Below are 17,515 nucleotides of genomic sequence, written 5' to 3' on the forward strand. Positions count from 1 at the left end.
ATGTTTTAAGTGTTAAAGTTTGAGTGGATTAGCCTTGGACTGCTGCGACGATCTTTTGTGCTGCATCGTTGAGGTTGTCTGCGCCGATGACGGCGAGGTCGGACTCTTCGATGAGTTTCTTACCGAGTGCCACGTTGGTGCCTTCGAGGCGAACCACGAGTGGGATCTTGAGCTCAAGCTCAGCAGCAGCAGCGAGGATACCTTCTGCGATGATGTCACATTGCATGATGCCACCGAAGATGTTCACAAGGATGCCTTCGACCTTCGGGTCAGAAAGGATGATTTTGAATGCAGCAGAAACCTGCTCTTTGGTTGCGCCACCCCCTACGTCGAGGAAGTTTGCTGGGTCACCACCGAAGTGCTTGATGATGTCCATGGTCGCCATGGCGAGACCTGCACCATTCACGAGACACGCGATGTTGCCGTCGAGACCGATGTAGTTGAGATCGAACTCAGAAGCTTCCACTTCGCGTGGATCTTCTTCTGTGGTGTCGCGCATTGCCACGATGTCTGGGTGACGGTAAAGCGCGTTGTCGTCGAAGCCGAACTTGGCGTCGAGTGCGAGCACGTTACCTTCCTGAGTCACTACGAGTGGGTTGATTTCCACCATGTCGCAGTCACAGGAGATGAAGAGCTTGAAGAGATTCTTGATGAGCTTAGCAAATTGCTTTGCTTGGTCGCCGGAGAGCTCGAGTGCTGCAGCGAGTTTGCGTACTTCGTATGGCTGGAGGCCAGCGAGTGGGTGAATGAACTGACGAACGATCTTTTCTGGTGTGCTTTCAGCGACTTCTTCGATGTCCATGCCGCCTTCTGTGGAGGCTACGATGACTGGGCGTGATGTTTCACGGTCGAGAAGGATCGCGAGGTAGAGTTCGCGCTCGATTGTTGCTGATTCAGCGATCATGACCTTGTTGACAAGGCGGCCCGCTTCACCGGTTTGGTGGGTGACGAGCGTCTGGCCAATCATCTTGCCAGCAAGCTCACCTGCTTCAGCTGCGTCTTTAGGGAAGTGAACTCCGCCCTTGAAGCCGTTTTTGAATGTGCCTTTACCGCGTCCACCAGCGTGAACCTGTGCTTTAATTACAAGATCGTTGCCGCCGATGGCTTCGGCTGCAGCTACCGCTTCTTCTGCTGTGCTAGCTACCTTGCCGTTAGGGCTTGGTACGCCGAACTTTTCAAACAGTTCTTTAGCTTGATATTCGTGAATATTCATGACTTAAAACGCCTTCGTGACGCATGGCGACACGCTAGATTTCACCTAACCAACGGTCAAGTTGAATTAGTGATTATGCGGCCAATTATTGATATTTAAGTCACTGCTGGCTCATCACATGGATCAATCTCATTCATGTGTGATGGGGGAGAAAATGGGCCAATGAGCGAGATCTCCCCAATATGAAGGAGGGGGTTTGAGAGGTGGTAAGGATGCTTTGGGTGTTGCGTGGCGGTGCTTGTGGGTGATTCTTCTTGGTTTAGTGTACAAAAAAACGCACCTGATTGATCAGGTGCGTTTGCTTTAAATGGTGTGTTGTTGGTGTGTGTGTGGCTTATGCCTCAACCACTTCAACTTCTTCGACTTCAGCTGGTGCGTCTACCCATTCGATGAGAGCCATAGGAGCGGAGTCGCTCTGGCGAGCACCAAGCTTGATGATGCGGCAGTAACCACCTTGGCGGTCTGCAGCAGCTGGTGCGATTTCTTCGAAGAGTGCCTTCACTGCGTCCTTCTGCTGAAGGAATGCAACTGCCTGGCGGCGTGCGTGAAGATCGCCACGCTTACCAAGAGTCACCATTTTCTCTGCAACTGGGCGGAGAGCTTTGGCTTTGGCGAGTGTGGTGCGGATCTTACCGTGCTCGATAAGGCTGCATGTAAGGTTGGATAGGAGTGAGCGGCGGTGTGCTGCGTCACGCTGGAGTTTGACTGTCTTGCGTCTTTTTCTCATCTTGGTTATTCGTCGTTAAGGTTCTGCGCGATGAGGTCAGCGAGACCCACCGGTGCTTCTTCTTCAGCTCCTAGGCGTGGTGCAGGCACGGAGAGTGTCTGGCCAGTGAGGAGTGAAGGGTCGAAGGACATTCCAAGGCCGAGACCAAGCTCGACAAGTTTGTCCTTAATTTCATTGAGAGATTTCTTACCGAAGTTACGGTACTTGAGCATCTCTGCTTCAGTCTTCATGGCAAGCTGACCAACAGACGTGATGTTCGCGTTGTTGAGGCAGTTTGCAGCGCGTACTGAGAGTTCGATCTCGTTGACGCTCATGTTGAGTAGTTTCTTGAGGGCTGCGTTTTCTTCGCTCTGCTCTGGTTGTGCAGATTCGAACTCTACGGCATCGTCGTCGTAGTTGACGAATGCGTCGAGGTGGTGGCGAAGGATAGCGGATGCCTGAAGCAGTGCTTCAGGTGGGTCCACACGGCCGTCAGTCCAAACGTCGAGCACAAGCTTGTCGAAGTCAGTCATCTGACCCACACGAGTTTGGCCCACGGAGTACTTCACGCGAGTCACTGGTGAGAAGATGGAGTCGATCGCGATCACGCCGATTGGCATGTCTGGGCGCTTGTTTTCGTCACCAGTATTGAAGCCACGGCCAACCTTGATTTCAAATTCACAGTCGAACTTGGTCTTGCGGTCGAGTGTGCAGATGATTTGGTCCTTGTTAACAACTTCGTAGATGTTGTCGTCTTGGATGTCGCCTGCAGTGACAACGCCTTCTTTTTCGACTTGGAGCTTGAGGATGCGTGGTTCCTTAGCGTGGTGCTTGAACTTCACCTTCTTGAGGTTGAGGATGATGTCAGTGACATCTTCTACAACGCCAGCGAGGCTAGAGAATTCGTGTTGCACACCTGCGATACGTACAGATGTGATTGCAGCGCCTTCCAATGAGGAAAGGAGAACGCGGCGGAGTGAGTTGCCGATAGTGTGGCCAAATCCACGCTCGAATGGCTCGGCGGTGAATTGTGCGTAGGTATCAGTTTCAGTGTCCTCGTCTTTGATGACGCGGTTTGGCAATTCGAAGCGGTCGAGAAGGATTGCTTTCTTCTCTTCGGCTGTTTGTTCTTCAGTATTTGTCGTTTCTTCTGACATAATGTCTAGTAGTGCGTTGGGTTACCCTCTAGCGAGTGGTTGACCTTATCTCGATGAGATAGGCCATAGAGGACCTACAACGGTTGGACGGACTCGCGGGACGCGGAATTAAGGGGAGATTCCTCGAAATAGCAATAGTTTTTTCTCGGATATCTCTAATTTTTTCCACGATTGATGCGCGGCACGATGCTGTAGGGTTGCAAATTGGTAAAGTATTTGTTTAAGAGCCTTATGGCCACGAGCGATCAAGTACAGGAGCGAATCGAGTATGAATCAGCACAATTTGTGCACGACCTCTTTGCGAATGATTGTAAAAATGTGGTGAAGATGGGGCAGGTTCTTGGCTTGAAAGTGCTGAGTCGTGATGGTTGGGTCTTGTTACAAGGGGCCGAAGAGCAGGTGGAAAAGGCCAAGGATGCTTTAGAGGATTTGGAGGATGCGCTTCGAGTCGGCGGCGAAATCTCTGCTAAAGAATTTAACACGGCGCTGAAGGTGGTGCAGGGGCAAATGGATACGAAGGTGGCGAAGCTCGGGCAGGTCAAGATTCAGGGGGCGGCGGGGCGCAAGCCCGTTTCTCCGCGTTCAGCCCAGCAGCTCGCTTACCTCAATGCCATGGATTGCCATGATGTGACTTTTGGTCTGGGTCCGGCTGGTACGGGGAAAACTTACCTTGCGATGGCTAAAGCTTTAGCAATGTTGAAGGAAAAGCAGGTGCACCGGATTGTGCTCACGCGTCCTGCGGTGGAGGCAGGTGAGGCTTTAGGATTCCTTCCGGGAGATATGCAGGAGAAGGTGGCTCCATACTTGCGGCCGCTGTATGATGCGATGCAGGACATGCTCGATCCAGATCTCAGCAAACGCTACCTGGAAGACGGGACGGTCGAGATCGCTCCATTGGCTTACATGCGCGGCAGGACCTTAGCGAATGCTTTTATCATTCTTGATGAGGCTCAGAACACCACACCAGAACAGCTTTATATGTTGCTCACGCGCATTGGCGAAGGTTCATGCTGTGTGGTCACGGGGGATCAATCGCAAATTGATTTGAAGAAGGGGATGCGCTCGGGCTTGTCTGAGGCTGTGCAGGCTCTCAAGGACATTGATGGGGTGAGCTTCATCCGTTTCAGTGCTACCGACGTGGTGCGCCATCCGGTGGTAGAGCGTATTATCACGGCTTATGACCGAGTGCGCGGGTCGGAGAATCAATAGATAGAGGCGTCTGCGAGCCCAGTGGCAGTACCCAGAGTGCTCCAGCGTTCTGAGGCAAGGCGTCAAGTTGACCAGTCAGTTGCTGAGAGTGTGTGAATCCGCAACTCGATCGTAGGGGTGAGTTGCTCTTGGGGCGGAAATGTCACATGGTTCAGCTGTGTTGCTGTGATGGTGCTTGTACAGTTTAGCTAGAATCATTAGGTATTAGACAGTAACTAACTAACAATCACATGAGCCAATTTTCACCATTGACCACCGCCGTTGCTCTCGGAGCGCTTGTTTCGCTCTCATCATGCATCAAGAAGACCTACACCTTCGAGCTTCCGTCATTTTCCCCTAGTCTTGAGCCTGTAGCTGCTCCAGCGCAATCTTCTTCCACTGAGAAGAATGCTGCGGCTGCGGCGACGACAACCGCTGCCTCTGCGGGCGCTGCTGTCTCAGACGAAGACTCAATGCCGAAGCCGGTGATTTATTACACTGCTGACGATGTGACCATCTACGAAGAAGCACCAAAAGGGCGCGCCTATGAGGTGCTTGGTGAAGTGAGTGGCAAGTCCAGCGACAAGATTGTGCTCGGTGGTAGTGAAGATATTATGATGGCACACCTTCAGGTGCAGGCCAAAAAGATGGGCGCGGATGCGATCATCATGAAGTCACTTGAAAAGGGCTTCTTGGGCATCAAGAAAGGTAGCGATCGTGGCATGCACCCTAGCTCAGCCACTGCGACTGCCATCAAGTTTAAGTAAGCTTTAAAGCCGGGCTTTTCTCATCGGGTACCCTTGCATCGCGTGAGGGTGCTTGTTTGCTGTTGGCTGCAAACGCACAAGGTATCGGCCCGGTGCACTCTCTGAGTTGCCGCCTCGCAGCGGGAGCAAGCGGGCTATTAGGCGTAAAAAAAATCCCCGCTAGATTGACTAGCGAGGACTTTGGAAAATCGTTGGTGTTCAGTGAGCGAACACGCACTCGGCCGCTTAAGCGTTGAGTGATGGCTTCTTGGCGCGACGAACAGCACCGAAACGCTTCTGGAACTTGTCGATACGACCTTCAGTATCCACGAAGGTAGATTTACCAGTGTAGAATGGGTGAGTGTCTGCAGTGATACCAGTGGAGATCACGAAGTACTCTACACCGTCTACTGTTTCAGTTGTGTCGGACTTGGCGGTGGAGCGTGTGAAGTAACGCTTACCGGAAGTCATGTCTTGGAAGATTACTGGGTGGTAATCAGGATGGATATCAGCTTTCATAGTCTTGATAATGTTGTGCCACGTTTCCGTCGCGGCGGGAGTGGTGATTTACAAGGTAATTTTAGGATGTCAACTCCATAGTGTCATCAAAGCGTCTGCACTCTTGACTAGTGAAGCTTGTTGTCTAGTCTGGCGCCATGTTCGCAGGCACGCACACAGCAATTATAACCCCATTCCGCGATGGGCAGGTAGACGAATCCGCTTTTAGAGCACTGATAGAGAAGCAAGTTGCCGGCGGTGTCGAGGGGATCGTACCAGTTGGTACTACTGGTGAATCGCCGACATTGGACCCGCAGGAGCACCTCGAAGTGATCCGTATTGCTGTAGATGCTGCAGCTGGCCGCGTGAAGGTCATTGCCGGTACTGGAGCAAATTCCACAGCTGAAGCGATTCAGCTCACAGAGGAAGCTGAAGCTCTCGGAGCCGATGCCTCGTTGCAGGTCACTCCATATTACAACAAGCCCTCTCAGGAAGGATTGTTCCAGCACTTCCGCGCAGTGGCTGAGAGCACCCAGCTTCCCATCATGCTTTATTCAGTGCCGGGCCGCTCTGTGGTAGAGATTGCCCCTGAGACAGCAGCACGACTTGCCGCTGAGTGTGATAATATCATTTCAATCAAAGAGGCTGGAGGCAATCCGGATCGTGTGGACGAGCTCAAGGCGGCTTTGCCCGATGGCTTCGAAATTCTATCAGGCGATGACCCACTGACCATCGAGTTCATGAAGCGTGGTGCTTGTGGTGTGGTATCGGTGGCATCCAATATCGTGCCAGAAGTTGTGGTGAAGTTGGTCAATGCGATGCGCGCCAACGACCCAACGGCCGCTCAGGCGGTGCAAGACCAGTACGTGGATCTACTCAGCACCTTGATGTCGGTGGAGACCAACCCGATGCCGATCAAAGCCGCCGCTGCGCTCATGGGGCTGTGCTCTGATGAAGTGCGTCTTCCGCTCTTGCCACTTCCTTCGGACAAGCTAGAAGTTGTGCGTCAGCTTCTCAGTAAATACGATCTCGTATAAACCTTTTTTGAACGCCCAACAGCGCCAGAAGTTTTTACGCTTTCCTTGTCTGGGCATCCATTGATCATTCCATCCCTAAATCATCCTTTAATATGACAGAACTTCTTATTCTTGGTCGCTCTGGCCGTATGGGCCAAGCACTCGTGGAGGCTGCCGAAGTTGACCCCGGCGCCACCGTAACAAAGACTCACGACACTGGTGAGGACTTGCAGACTGCATTTGACGGTGTCAATGCGGCTATCGATTTCACCGTTCACTTCTTCACGGATGAAGTGTTGGCAGCAGCGATTGCCAAGAACGTGCCACTGGTGATTGGCACCACAGGGCACACTGACGAGGAACGTGCGCGCATCGTCGAGGCATCCAAGCAGCTCCCGATCGTTTTCGCCGCCAACTACTCCATCGGAGTCAACACCTTGTTCTATCTCACCCAGAAGGCTGCGGAGATCCTCGGCAATGACACCTTTGATATTGAAGTCACCGAAATGCACCACAAGCATAAGATTGACTCGCCCTCAGGTACCGCACGTCGCTTGCTAGAGATTCTCAATGACGCGACAGGCACGAGCTATGAAGATGATGTGACTCACGGCCGCGAGGGCAATATCGGCCCGCGCCCTAGCAAGGAGATCGGCATGCACACCCTACGTGGGGGAGATGTCGTTGGTGATCACACCGTGATGTTCGCTGCAGATGGCGAGCGTGTGGAGCTCACGCACAAGGCTTCTAGCCGCCTTACCTTCGCAGGAGGTGCCGTGCGCGCGGCACAGTGGGTGCAGGACAAGCCAGCTGGTCTCTACGACATGCAGGACGTGCTGGGCTTGAAGTAATTCAAGAGTACCTGCGCGACAATGAAACTTTAGATCAGTGGAGAGGCCGGATCATCCCCATCGCCTCTCCACTTTTTTGTACCATTGAATCACACTATTTAGCGGTCGATGAGAACGGGCATTGCATTGGGTTCCAATTTGGGTGAGCGCCTGCAGCATCTGGCTGAGGCGAAAGAACGGATTCAACAGATTCCTGGTGTGGTGGCACTGGGCCCGGTGTCCTCGGTCTTTAGTAGCGACCCTGTCGATTGCCCACCTGGTTCACCAGAATTCTACAATGCGGTGCTTGAGCTCACATTCGATGGGGAGCCCTTGGCTTTATTGGATGCTCTGCAGCGCATTGAGGTGGAAATGGGGCGTCCGAGTGCGCACGGGGTGAATGCGCCTCGCACCATCGACCTCGATATCCTTTATATGGGTGAGCTCGTTCTCAAGTGGCCGCGTTTGGTCATACCGCATCCACGCTTGCAACACCGCCGCTTTGTGCTAGAGCCCTTGGTGCAAATTGCTCCCGAGCTCGTCTTGCCCGAGTCCGAGAAACCGATGGAGTGGCATTTCCAAGAATTACAGAGTGGAGAACGCCCCCTGATCATGGTATCCGAGACTTGGTAAGCCGATACCCAGAGCGAGATTGCCCGGGATAGATATTGAACCATGAGCACCACCAGCCAAGCCAAAGCCGAGAGGCTCCGCCAGAGCAAAGGGCAGCAGAAGATTGCCTGCCTCACCGCCTATGATTACCCAACGGCACGCTTGCTTGACGAAGCTGGTATCGATTTGTTGTTGGTAGGTGATTCGCTTGGCATGGTCGTGCTTGGCTACCCTGACACCACTCACGTCACCATGCAGCATATGCTGCACCACGTGGCTGCCGTGGCGCGTGGCAACACCAATGCCCTGGTGGTGGGAGACCTGCCGATCCATTCCTACGATAGTCCCGCAGAGGCTCTGGAAAATGCCCAGCTCTTGGTCGACGCAGGCGCCGATGCTGTGAAGCTAGAAGGTGGTGTTCGCCAGGCTGAAAAGGTCAAGGCTATCGTCGATGCTGGCATCCCAGTCTTTGGCCATATGGGCATGCTACCTCAGCGTGTTCTCGAAGAAGGAGGCTACAAAAAGAAGGGGAAGTCCGAGGCCGAGTACGAAGCAATCCTAGAAGGATGTCGGGCCCTCGAAAACGCCGGAGTCTTTGCCATTGTACTCGAGAGTGTTGTGCCGGCCACCGCCCAACGCCTCACCGAGCAATTGAGTGTCCCCACCATCGGCATCGGCTGTGGTGACAACACATGCGACGGCGAAGTTGCCGTCATCACCGACCTCGTGGGTGGCTACCCTTGGTTTGTCCCGCCCTTCGCCAAGCCGCAGGCAAACATCTCTAGCGATATCGCTCAGGCCGCTGTTCGCTACAAAGGACAAGTCTAGCTCTTCTGAGAGAGTGGGCACAGCGCCTCAAGCCAGCTTCTGGCGATGAGCTCATGGCCTTGGGGTAGTGGGTGGATGCCATCCCAGATCCAGTGCTCTGGGGGGGCTAGTTCCGTGGCGGCATCGAAGATCGCTTGGGTCTGGATGTGCACGGCATTGTAATCCGCGGCCAGCTTGTCCACGATGGCGCCGAGCTTGTCGGTGGCACTGCGTCTTGCCTTCCATGCTTGTTCACTTTTTAGCCCACCGCTGCGCAGCACGAAGGGATCGAGCATGACGAGCCGCAGCTGCGAGTTTGCGGCCAAACTGGCATCTAGCAATTGGCGGTAATTTGCTTCAAATTCCTGAGGCGTGATCCCTTTGCCCACATCATTGGTTCCGATGAGAATGCTGAGCAAGTCTGGCTTGATGTCGATCGCATCTTTCTGCCAGCGTTTTTTCAGGTCTTGCGTGGTGTTGCCGCTGATTCCACGGTTGTAGAATTCGAGCTTGGCCTCCGGCATGTCCACCCCGAGCCGGGCTGCCAATAGAAACACATAGCTGTGACCCAAGTAATGGTTGCGGTCGCGTTGGTTGCGCCCCCATTGCATGTCGGTGATCGAGTCGCCCTGGAACAAGAGGCGACTCCCAGCTACCAATCCTATGCTTGTTTTACTTGGTGCAGCCTTGGCCGATGAACCTAGAGCCGCCGCTCCCGCTGCGACTACAGAACGTGTGAGAAATGATCGCCTGTCTAACATAGTTTTATAGATACTCAGTGAGCTCCTCCTGTCTTACAGATGTTGTGGCGCACGCTAGCTATCGCGAGCGCAGTCCGAAAGTGAGCACCCTAGGTTCTGAAGAAGGCTTTTAATCATGGTGGCGAATTTGGGCGATCTGGATTTCGTCTTCTGAGATTCGGTAGACGATACGATGTTCGGAGTTGATGCGTCGCGACCAGAAACCAGCGAGAGCATGTTTCAGGGGTTCGGGTTTACCAATGCCCTCGTAGTGGTTGCGATCAATGTCTTTGATGAGTTCATTGACCTTCTTCAGCATGCGTCTGTCGGTCTTTTGCCAATAGAGGTAATCTTCCCACGCCCGGTCTGAGAATATCTTCTTCATTCGACCAATTCTCGCTCTCTCCCTGAACCTGCATTCAGTTGCTCGATAGACTCGATCAAGCGCTTCGCATTACGAGGGCTTCGCAAGAGGTGAGTGGTTTCTTGCATCGCCTCAAAATCTTCTAGCGAGATCATCACCACAGCATCAGTGCCTTTCTTTGTGATAATCACTGGGTCATGATTCACGCAAACCTCAGTGATCGTGCTCGCAAGATTTTCACGTGCGTGGGAGTAAGTGATTGCATTCATATTGTCCAATATATTGGACAACTGGTGAGAGTCAATTTTATTCTAGTTGCGGCTCATTTGAGAGTTCAGTCGCGGTGGCTGCCGCTAGTTGAAGTTTAAGCATGCAAGGACCCTAGGTTTAAGTTCCTGCGTCAGCGTTTCGGAATCAACTAAACCTAGGGTTCCTAGCCGCCTGTCGTGCTAACACTTTTACGTTTCTACTTTTTCGTTCTTACTTTAAATTAGCGAGGTGAATACAAAATATGGTATCAATTGTAGTGTTGATTTTCGAATATTATACACTATGTTGTGTTTGTCTAAATGAATGAACCACACGATGTGGTGGTTTGAACCCTAAATGGAGAATACGAAAATGCAAAAGTTCACCTTGAAATTACAAGAAGCGTTGCAGCTTGCGAGCTTGTCGGCGCAGCAATCGAAGCATGCTGAGCTGAAGGCTCTGCATGTCTTTATTGAGTTATTGAAACAAGATGGTGGTGTGGTGGTGCCGATCCTTGAGGCGGCAGGCCTTGATGTGACCCAAGTCAAGGCCACGGTGCTGAATGCGCTGGCGAATGAGCCGACAATCCAAGGCGGCAATGCCGAGCCAAGTCCGAGCTATGAGCTGCGCGAGGTGCTCAATGGTGCCGAAAAAGTGCGTGGCGAGATGGGCGATGACTTTGTCAGCGTCGAGCATTTCTTGCTGGCGAGCTTGCAGGCGAATGGCCAGCTAGGCAAGTTACTGAAAGAGGCGGGCGTGAGCGAGGAATTGCTCAAGCAAGCCTTGCAGCAAGTGCGCGGTAGCCAGCGCGTCACAGACCAAGACCCAGAGGGGAAGTACCAGACCTTAGAAAAGTACGGCCAAGACCTCACGGCGAAAGCGCGTGAAGGGAAAATTGATCCGGTGATTGGCCGCGACACGGAGATCCGCCGCGTGATGCAGGTGCTCAGCCGCCGCACCAAGAACAACCCGGTACTCATTGGTGACCCTGGGGTGGGGAAGACCGCCATCGTCGAGGGACTCGCGAGCCGAATCGTCAGTGGTGATGTGCCTACATCGATGCAGAACAAGCGCGTGATCGCTCTAGATATCGGTTCGATGGTCGCCGGTGCCAAGTTCCGTGGTGAGTTTGAGGAACGCCTCAAAGCCTTCCTCAAGGAAGTCACCGAATCGGCGGGCGAGGTGATTCTTTTCATTGATGAATTGCACACCATTGTGGGGGCGGGAGCTACCGACGGGGCGATGGATGCCTCAAACTTACTGAAGCCCCAGCTGGCGCGTGGTGAGCTGCGTACGATTGGAGCCACCACACTCGACGAGTACCGCCAGTATATTGAGAAAGATGCCGCGCTCGAGCGTCGCTTCCAGCCAGTGATGGTGGGCGAACCGAGTGTGGAGGACACCATCGCGATTTTACGTGGATTAAAAGAACGCTACGAAGTGCACCATGGGGTGCGCATCCAAGACGCCGCCATCGTCGCTGCTGCCTCCCTCAGTGATCGTTACATCTCGGATCGATTCTTGCCAGACAAGGCGGTCGATCTCGTGGACGAGGCGGCCTCGCGTCTGAAGATCGAGCTCGACTCGGTGCCGACCGAGATCGATGTGCTGCAGCGCCAAGTGATGCAGCTAGAAATGGAACGTCAGGCGCTCGAGAAAGAAAGCGACCCCGCCAGCGCCAAGCGCCTAGACAAGGTGGTGGAAGAAATGGCCAACCTCAAGGAGCAGAGTGATGGGCTGATGGCGCAATGGCAGAATGAAAAAGAAGTCATCGATACCGTCAACCAGGCCCAAGAACGGATAGAATCACTCAAGAATCAAGCCGAGCAAGCGAAGCGCGAGGGCGACCTCAGCAAGGCCTCAGAGCTCACCTACGGCACGATCCCGCAGGTGATCGAAGAGGCCGATGAGGCCAGGCTCAAGCTGGAAGACCTTCAGAAAGCCGGCCGCATGCTCACCGAGGAAGTCAGCGAGGAAGACATCGCCAATGTGGTGTCGAACTGGACGGGCATTCCCGTGAGCCGGCTCCAAGAAGGGGAGCGCGCCAAGCTCGTGCACATGGAGGAGCGGATAGGCGAGCGCGTCATTGGCCAAAAGCAAGCAGTGGAAGCAGTGTCGAATGCAGTGCGCCGCGCGCGTGCTGGACTTCAGGACGAGGACCGCCCGATCGGTTCCTTCCTCTTCCTCGGCCCCACAGGTGTCGGCAAGACCGAGCTCTCCAAAGCCCTCGCGGAGTTCCTTTTCGATGATGAAGGGGCGATGGTGCGTATCGACATGTCCGAGTACATGGAGAAGCACGCGGTGTCGCGTCTGATCGGCGCGCCTCCGGGCTACGTCGGCTATGAAGAAGGTGGGCAGCTCAGCGAGCACGTGCGTCGCAAGCCCTACTCGGTGGTTCTTTTCGATGAAGTCGAGAAGGCGCACCCCGATGTGTTCAATGTCTTGCTCCAAGTGCTAGATGACGGCCGCATCACCGATGGCCAAGGCCGCACTGTGGACTTCCGCAATACCGTCCTCGTCATGACCTCCAACATCGGTAGCCAATTCATCCTCGATGAGGCCAATGCCGAGCAACGCGAATCCAAGGTGCACGAGGTGCTCAAGCAACACTTCCGCCCAGAATTCCTCAACCGACTCGACGAAACCATCATCTTCGATCGCCTCGATAAAGAGGAACTCAGCGGCATCATCGAACTCCAAATCCAGCGCGTGGCCGAACGCATGGCTCAGCGTGGATTCAAGCTGGATATCTCCGATGCCGCGGTCGCGGAAGTCGCCAGCAGCGGCTACGACCCAAGCTTCGGTGCGCGACCACTCAAGCGGGCGATTCAGAAGCTCATCCTCGACCCACTCAGCCTCGAAGTGCTCGAAGGGAAGTTCTCAGAAGGCGACACGATCCAGGTCGATCTCGGCGAGCATGGCAGCCTCCGCTTCACCTCAGGAGCGAAGGACTAGATGGTGGCTCACAGCGAGTCGCCAGTAGCAAGCCCAGCGCCTGCCATGGGCTATGAGGTTTTCTACTGGTGCTCGCACGGTCTCCCGATGACCACAATGATCACTGCAAGAGGTATTGACGCACGACGTATGGAACAAGAACTCCGAGACCAATCCCCCAGAAGAGAGCAAAAAAATACTTGTTCTCAACCTTCTTTCCTCTGGGCCAGCAGCTGAGCTGATCAAAGAGAGAATTGAGGATGAGAAGCAGCATGTAGACGAATGCCAAACAATACCCGGCACGCGCTGAAATACTTGAACAAAGGTACGCCGTGATCGCCACAAGCACGGTCATGATGATGGAACTGCGCTGCGGAATACAATTAGATCTCCATGGTTTCATATCAAATGCGTGTCCCCCTCCTCTGATTGTCTCATCTCCTGATGAGTTCAGAAGTATGACAGAAAACAATCCGTGTGCACCATCTCATTCTTTCTTGTTCTGCAAGTTAGTTTTCTGTGGACCTAGGCACTATACTGCCATCCTGGAATACTTGTTGAGGTCGCATGCCTGGAATTGGTGGTAATTCTGGAACTAGGAATAAACTATTTGAATATGGATCTCTAACGGGGGTGTTGATGGGTAATCCTCGAACATCTAGTGGGTTCCTCAGTGGGTCATGTGGACTATAGACGTAACCATCTCGACCATCAACCAGTACGCCATAGGGGTAAGGTGAGCTCCCTTCTTTTTTGTTTTCCGTGACTTTTTCTGGTGCGTTGATGTCTACAGTTTCTTCAGAGCAAGATGCTAAGTAGAATAGAGTTACAATGGAATATGAGCATCCAAGTATGTGTTGCACTTTGTGCATGTTACTAAGCAGAGGCAGATTTTAAATCTTAGGGTACTCAGAAATGAATAAGTAGATTCCTTTGGTTGCCATGACTGACATCGCTTCAGGAGGGAAGGCGGCACCACCACCTTTAGCTTCTGATCCTTCACGTACTGAAATACCTACGTCTGCAATGTAATCTCCAACAGGTAATTGAGTCCCGCTTTCTATTAGCCATAATTCTAGGCTCTTCATTTGCTCAGTCAGATCCCAATTATCATTGCAGAGCCAAGCTATGTCTTCAGTTTCATCGTTAGAAAGGGTTTTGTAGATGTTGATAGGCATTATTTAACGTAAAGCACACCAATCACTGAACTCTCAGCGCGCTTTGTTTTTGGGTTAATGTTTGAAGATTAGAAATGGCTCGCTTCTCGACGGTGAAGGGATTGGGCGCAACGTCCTGTTAGGTAAGTTAGTTTATGAACGATTTGATAAGTGATAGGAGCACAAAAATAATAACAATGGTGGTGACATAGAATGGGGCCGAAGAAAAATCGAAGTCGAGGATTCGAGAAAGAATACCCTTCATTCCCCTGTGATTTCTTCGAACTTCCTTATCGACACTCTCCAAGATTTTCTGCATGGTACCGTCTCTGAATGCTAATGCGAGAGCGCCCTCGTGAAATCGATCATTTCTTACAAGGGTTGTAATTAGTTTGCACTTAGTTACCATACAGATCGAATCGTAATCTATATTATCATCGTTAATAATCTTTCTCCCATCCTCCCAAGAAGGCCAATCGAAGTTGATCATTATACTAGGCCTCATGTATGTTACTTTTATGAACCTAGATAAAATATCATGCTTAGCTGGCTCATAAGGCAGCGTGTATGAATCTCTTGGAGTTGCTCTAATTTCTTTGATCAGCTCCAATAGAGGCCTCCACTCTTGGTATGTTAAAGTTGCAAAATGCTCTTTGGCTTCTGATTCAGGAATGAACATATTTAGTCGAACGTTGACTACTGCGTCTTGATCTAGCCAGTAGGCTGTGAGGGTTTAAATCCAAGTGACGCGGACTCATGGCTTAGAATCCTGGTTTTGTGAATCTGATCCTTTATCTTTTCTATTTTTCATGCAGCCATAGACAATCAGTGTTAGTCCCACTGACACTTGGATCCAGTGGTGCAGAGTAAAGTATCCCTTCAAACTAGAAGTTATTAGCCCCAGGCCAAACCACGGAAGTCCTGATATGATTTTATTCATTTCCATCTAGATCAGTTAAGTATACCCGCCGAACATTTGTTCGGTCGGAGTGCTACGCAAGGTCTAACAGCGGAGCTGATTTTAACAAGTTCCTTTTGCTTGGGTCAATCCATCAAACTAGCAGGTAGAGGAGCCAATTTCGTGGAGCTGACGATAGTCCGTAGCGAGCTGGAAGGGCGGGGGTGTTGATCGCTGGGAGTGAGTCAGGTTTCGTGTGTCGGAGGGGAATTGGAGAGTCTTGAGAGATGGCTCTTCTCATTATGATTCGGTTCGTTCGCTAGATCCGTTGTTGCCACGATGGTCTTTAGGACTGGGGTGTTTTTGCTGCTCTGGGATTGATCTTAAGGGGCCTTCAACCGGCCGGGTTGGGTGGCTGTTTTTGACTAGGGTACTGTGTCGACTCTGTCATCCTTGAGCTCTTGCTGCTTCAGTCTGATTGAGTCACGGTGTCTATTTGTTAGATATGTCTAGAAGAACTGAAGCTGGGAACTACGATTGGGTGATAGTGGATGGGATAGGTGCTTTTTTTGGTGCTTATGCCAAGCGACGTATCAATTGGTCGAAGATTCCCTTGGCTGAATTGCCCGTGGAGGGGGAGGAAGCGGATCGATACTGGGAGGGGGTGCGCGAGGATATGACTGAGTTTGTCAAGCGTGTGCGAGCGCATGGCTACAACACGGTGACGCTGGATGATGTGGCTCATTTGACGGCCCATCGCTCTTACTCGGCTGAGTTGATGAGGCGTGTGGAGCGTCTCAGTGAGGAGATGCGTAAGGTGATTGCGATTATCAAGGGAGCAGGGCTGAAGGTGCTGATGACGACTGATGCCGTTCCGACTAGTGGGGATTTGGTGCATGAGCTCGGTGGGAAGCGCGCGCGAATTGCTGAGTATTTCTATGCCTTGATTGATCAGTTTTTGACGGAGTTTCCAGAGGTGGATGGCGTGGTGCTGCGCTTGGGGGAAGGCGATGGCAAGGATGTGAAGGGGGATCTGCACAATACCTTGTTTGTGGAGACCGCGCAGCAGGCGAATCAATTGTTGAAGGGGTTACTCCAGGTGATGGAGAGGCATGGCAAGATGTTGCTGTGCCGCACTTGGACCGTGGGAGCCTACCAGGTGGGTGATCTCATCTGGCATCGCCGTAGGGTGCGTGGGCTATTGCAAGGGATTGAGAGTCCTAAATTTATTCTGTCTTTGAAGTATGGAGAGAGTGATTTTTTCCGCTACTTGCCACTGACTCAGGCATTTTTCGAGACTGAGGTTCCGAAGGTGATTGAGTTCCAGGCGCGGCGCGAATACGAGGGGGCTGGGGAATACCCAAGTTTTATTGGTTGGGATGTGGAAAACTATGCCCATCAGCTGGAGCAGGCGCAGAATTTGGTGGGCTTTAGTGTCTGGGTTCAAACGGGGGGCTGGCATGCTTTCAAGCGTCGTTCCTACTTGGCTTCTGGCTCGTATTGGGTCGAGCTGAATAGTGCGGTGACGGTGCAGGTGATGCAGTACGGGCTGAGTGTGGATGCGGCGCTCACGAAGTTTTATGGCTCATTGAAGCTTGAGCAAGTGCGGCGATTTCTGGAGTTAGCCAATGACGCAGTCCTACGTGGATTGTATATTGAGGAATTTGCCAAACAAAAATGGTTTTTCCGTCGCGTGCGTATCCCGCCACTCTTGCATGTCTATTGGGATTGTATTTTCTTCCAACACCCGATTAAAAAGATTTCCAAACACTTCGTCGGCGATTGGGAGAAAGCCATCGCTGATGGCTACGATGTGCTGCAAAACTTCTCCGAGATGGAAAGCCTCGCAAGGACCCTGGGCTGGGGGGGGGATGACGTGCAATTTATGCACGATACGTTCGAGATGATTGCCCTCTCTCGGGAGTATATGTTTGCTCCATTCACTGAGGAGCTTCGCGCCAAGGTGATTGAGAAAAAACGTGCCTACAAGGCCAAGTACCCGCGCAGCGAGCGCTCACGCTATCGCATTAAAACTGATTTCACTCGGGTGCCACTCAGCTCCCAGGACCTGAGCATTCTACAGCGTCTCTTCTTTCGCAAGAAGCGTGGCTACCGCGTGATTGACCACCTCGTGACTCTCCGCCTGCTCGGGCGAGTCTATCGGATCTTCCACCGGCGTTATGAGCATAAGATCCCGAAGTTTGCTCGGAAGAGTGCGATGGGGATTGAGACGGTTCTGAAGTGAGCTGTACTGACTGTTCTGCTGCCTATTCTTTACTTGACATCGTGGCTCTGCAGCTCATGGTGTTTGCTCGATTTGTAGCTTGTGCTACATGGTGAGTGATCAATTGTGTGATTTGCTGATTGCTGCTGTGTGGGATTGGCGTATTGGATTAGGTG

18 protein-coding genes are annotated in these 17,515 nt (G+C 52.4%); 8 read left to right on the forward strand and 10 right to left on the reverse strand.

Going from position 1 to position 17,515, the window contains the following annotated elements; translation table 11 throughout:
* Positions 1-28: 28 nt before the first annotated feature.
* From sucC to F454_RS0105115, 3 genes are all read right to left on the reverse strand, one after another.
* On the reverse strand, positions 29-1,213 hold the full coding sequence (gene sucC, locus F454_RS0105105; RefSeq protein ID WP_018969555.1) for an ADP-forming succinate--CoA ligase subunit beta: 1,185 nt from the start codon (positions 1,211-1,213) through the stop codon (positions 29-31).
* A 334-nt stretch (positions 1,214-1,547) separates the two neighbouring features.
* Entirely contained in the window at positions 1,548-1,940 is a 393-nt protein-coding gene (gene rplQ, locus F454_RS0105110; protein WP_018969556.1) for a 50S ribosomal protein L17, read from the reverse strand.
* 5 nt (positions 1,941-1,945) lie between these two features.
* Positions 1,946-3,076, reverse strand: coding sequence for a DNA-directed RNA polymerase subunit alpha (locus tag F454_RS0105115; RefSeq protein WP_018969557.1), 1,131 nt, complete (start codon positions 3,074-3,076; stop codon positions 1,946-1,948).
* Positions 3,077-3,307: 231 nt separating this feature from the next.
* On the opposite strand from F454_RS0105115, the gene F454_RS0105120 reads away from it, so the two are divergent.
* Together F454_RS0105120 and F454_RS0105125 are read left to right on the forward strand one after the other, a co-directional pair.
* Positions 3,308-4,285 carry a PhoH family protein gene (locus F454_RS0105120; RefSeq protein ID WP_018969558.1) on the forward strand — a complete coding sequence of 326 codons (978 nt, stop codon included), beginning with the start codon at positions 3,308-3,310 and terminating at the stop codon, positions 4,283-4,285.
* A gap of 230 nt (positions 4,286-4,515) precedes the next feature.
* Positions 4,516-5,031 carry a YbjQ family protein gene (locus F454_RS0105125; protein WP_018969559.1) on the forward strand — a complete coding sequence of 172 codons (516 nt, stop codon included), beginning with the start codon at positions 4,516-4,518 and terminating at the stop codon, positions 5,029-5,031.
* Between the two features lie 225 nt (positions 5,032-5,256).
* Here the strand turns inward: F454_RS0105125 and F454_RS0105130 are convergent, their stop codons facing one another.
* Complete coding sequence (locus F454_RS0105130) at positions 5,257-5,529, reverse strand: type B 50S ribosomal protein L31 (RefSeq protein ID WP_018969560.1); 273 nt, start codon at positions 5,527-5,529, stop codon at positions 5,257-5,259.
* Positions 5,530-5,666: 137 nt separating this feature from the next.
* Here F454_RS0105130 and dapA point away from each other — a divergent pair, with 137 nt between their 5' ends.
* From dapA to panB, 4 genes are all read left to right on the forward strand, one after another.
* Positions 5,667-6,545, forward strand: a complete 879-nt coding sequence (gene dapA / locus F454_RS0105135) for a 4-hydroxy-tetrahydrodipicolinate synthase (protein WP_018969561.1) — start codon at positions 5,667-5,669, stop codon at positions 6,543-6,545.
* Between the two features lie 92 nt (positions 6,546-6,637).
* The gene (dapB, locus tag F454_RS0105140) at positions 6,638-7,375 is read left to right on the forward strand and encodes a 4-hydroxy-tetrahydrodipicolinate reductase (RefSeq protein ID WP_018969562.1); all 738 of its coding nucleotides are present in this window, start codon (positions 6,638-6,640) and stop codon (positions 7,373-7,375) included.
* Between the two features lie 108 nt (positions 7,376-7,483).
* On the forward strand, positions 7,484-7,987 hold the full coding sequence (gene folK, locus F454_RS14235) for a 2-amino-4-hydroxy-6-hydroxymethyldihydropteridine diphosphokinase (protein WP_018969563.1): 504 nt from the start codon (positions 7,484-7,486) through the stop codon (positions 7,985-7,987).
* Between the two features lie 42 nt (positions 7,988-8,029).
* Positions 8,030-8,794, forward strand: a complete 765-nt coding sequence (panB, locus tag F454_RS0105150; protein ID WP_018969564.1) for a 3-methyl-2-oxobutanoate hydroxymethyltransferase — start codon at positions 8,030-8,032, stop codon at positions 8,792-8,794.
* Here panB and F454_RS14240 read toward each other — a convergent pair.
* The 3 genes from F454_RS14240 to F454_RS0105165 form a co-directional block, all read right to left on the reverse strand.
* Entirely contained in the window at positions 8,791-9,534 is a 744-nt protein-coding gene (locus tag F454_RS14240; protein ID WP_018969565.1) for an SGNH/GDSL hydrolase family protein, read from the reverse strand. The genes panB and F454_RS14240 overlap by 4 nt on opposite strands.
* Before the next feature lie 109 nt (positions 9,535-9,643).
* The gene (locus F454_RS0105160) at positions 9,644-9,898 is read right to left on the reverse strand and encodes a Txe/YoeB family addiction module toxin (protein ID WP_018969566.1); all 255 of its coding nucleotides are present in this window, start codon (positions 9,896-9,898) and stop codon (positions 9,644-9,646) included.
* Entirely contained in the window at positions 9,895-10,146 is a 252-nt protein-coding gene (locus F454_RS0105165) for a type II toxin-antitoxin system Phd/YefM family antitoxin (RefSeq protein WP_018969567.1), read from the reverse strand. Before F454_RS0105165 ends, F454_RS0105160 begins: the two co-directional genes overlap by 4 nt.
* 337 nt (positions 10,147-10,483) lie before the next feature.
* Between F454_RS0105165 and clpB the strand changes: the two genes are divergently transcribed.
* Positions 10,484-13,081 (forward strand): ATP-dependent chaperone ClpB, encoded by a 2,598-nt coding sequence (clpB, locus tag F454_RS0105170; protein ID WP_018969568.1) that lies wholly within the window; start codon positions 10,484-10,486, stop codon positions 13,079-13,081.
* A gap of 100 nt (positions 13,082-13,181) precedes the next feature.
* Here clpB and F454_RS0105175 read toward each other — a convergent pair whose 3' ends face one another.
* From F454_RS0105175 to F454_RS0105185, 3 genes are all read right to left on the reverse strand, one after another.
* Positions 13,182-13,463, reverse strand: a complete 282-nt coding sequence (locus tag F454_RS0105175) for a hypothetical protein (protein WP_156817144.1) — start codon at positions 13,461-13,463, stop codon at positions 13,182-13,184.
* A gap of 490 nt (positions 13,464-13,953) precedes the next feature.
* A complete protein-coding gene (locus F454_RS0105180; RefSeq protein WP_018969570.1) occupies positions 13,954-14,238 on the reverse strand; it encodes a hypothetical protein in 285 nt (94 codons plus the stop codon).
* A gap of 127 nt (positions 14,239-14,365) precedes the next feature.
* On the reverse strand, positions 14,366-14,896 hold the full coding sequence (locus tag F454_RS0105185) for a DUF6508 domain-containing protein (protein WP_018969571.1): 531 nt from the start codon (positions 14,894-14,896) through the stop codon (positions 14,366-14,368).
* 724 nt (positions 14,897-15,620) lie between these two features.
* Here F454_RS0105185 and F454_RS0105190 point away from each other — a divergent pair.
* The gene (locus F454_RS0105190; RefSeq protein ID WP_018969572.1) at positions 15,621-17,360 is read left to right on the forward strand and encodes a hypothetical protein; all 1,740 of its coding nucleotides are present in this window, start codon (positions 15,621-15,623) and stop codon (positions 17,358-17,360) included.
* The last annotated feature ends 155 nt before the right edge of the window (positions 17,361-17,515 follow it).

It is taken from the genome of Rubritalea marina DSM 17716 (assembly GCF_000378105.1).
Classification (GTDB): domain Bacteria; phylum Verrucomicrobiota; class Verrucomicrobiia; order Verrucomicrobiales; family Akkermansiaceae; genus Rubritalea; species Rubritalea marina.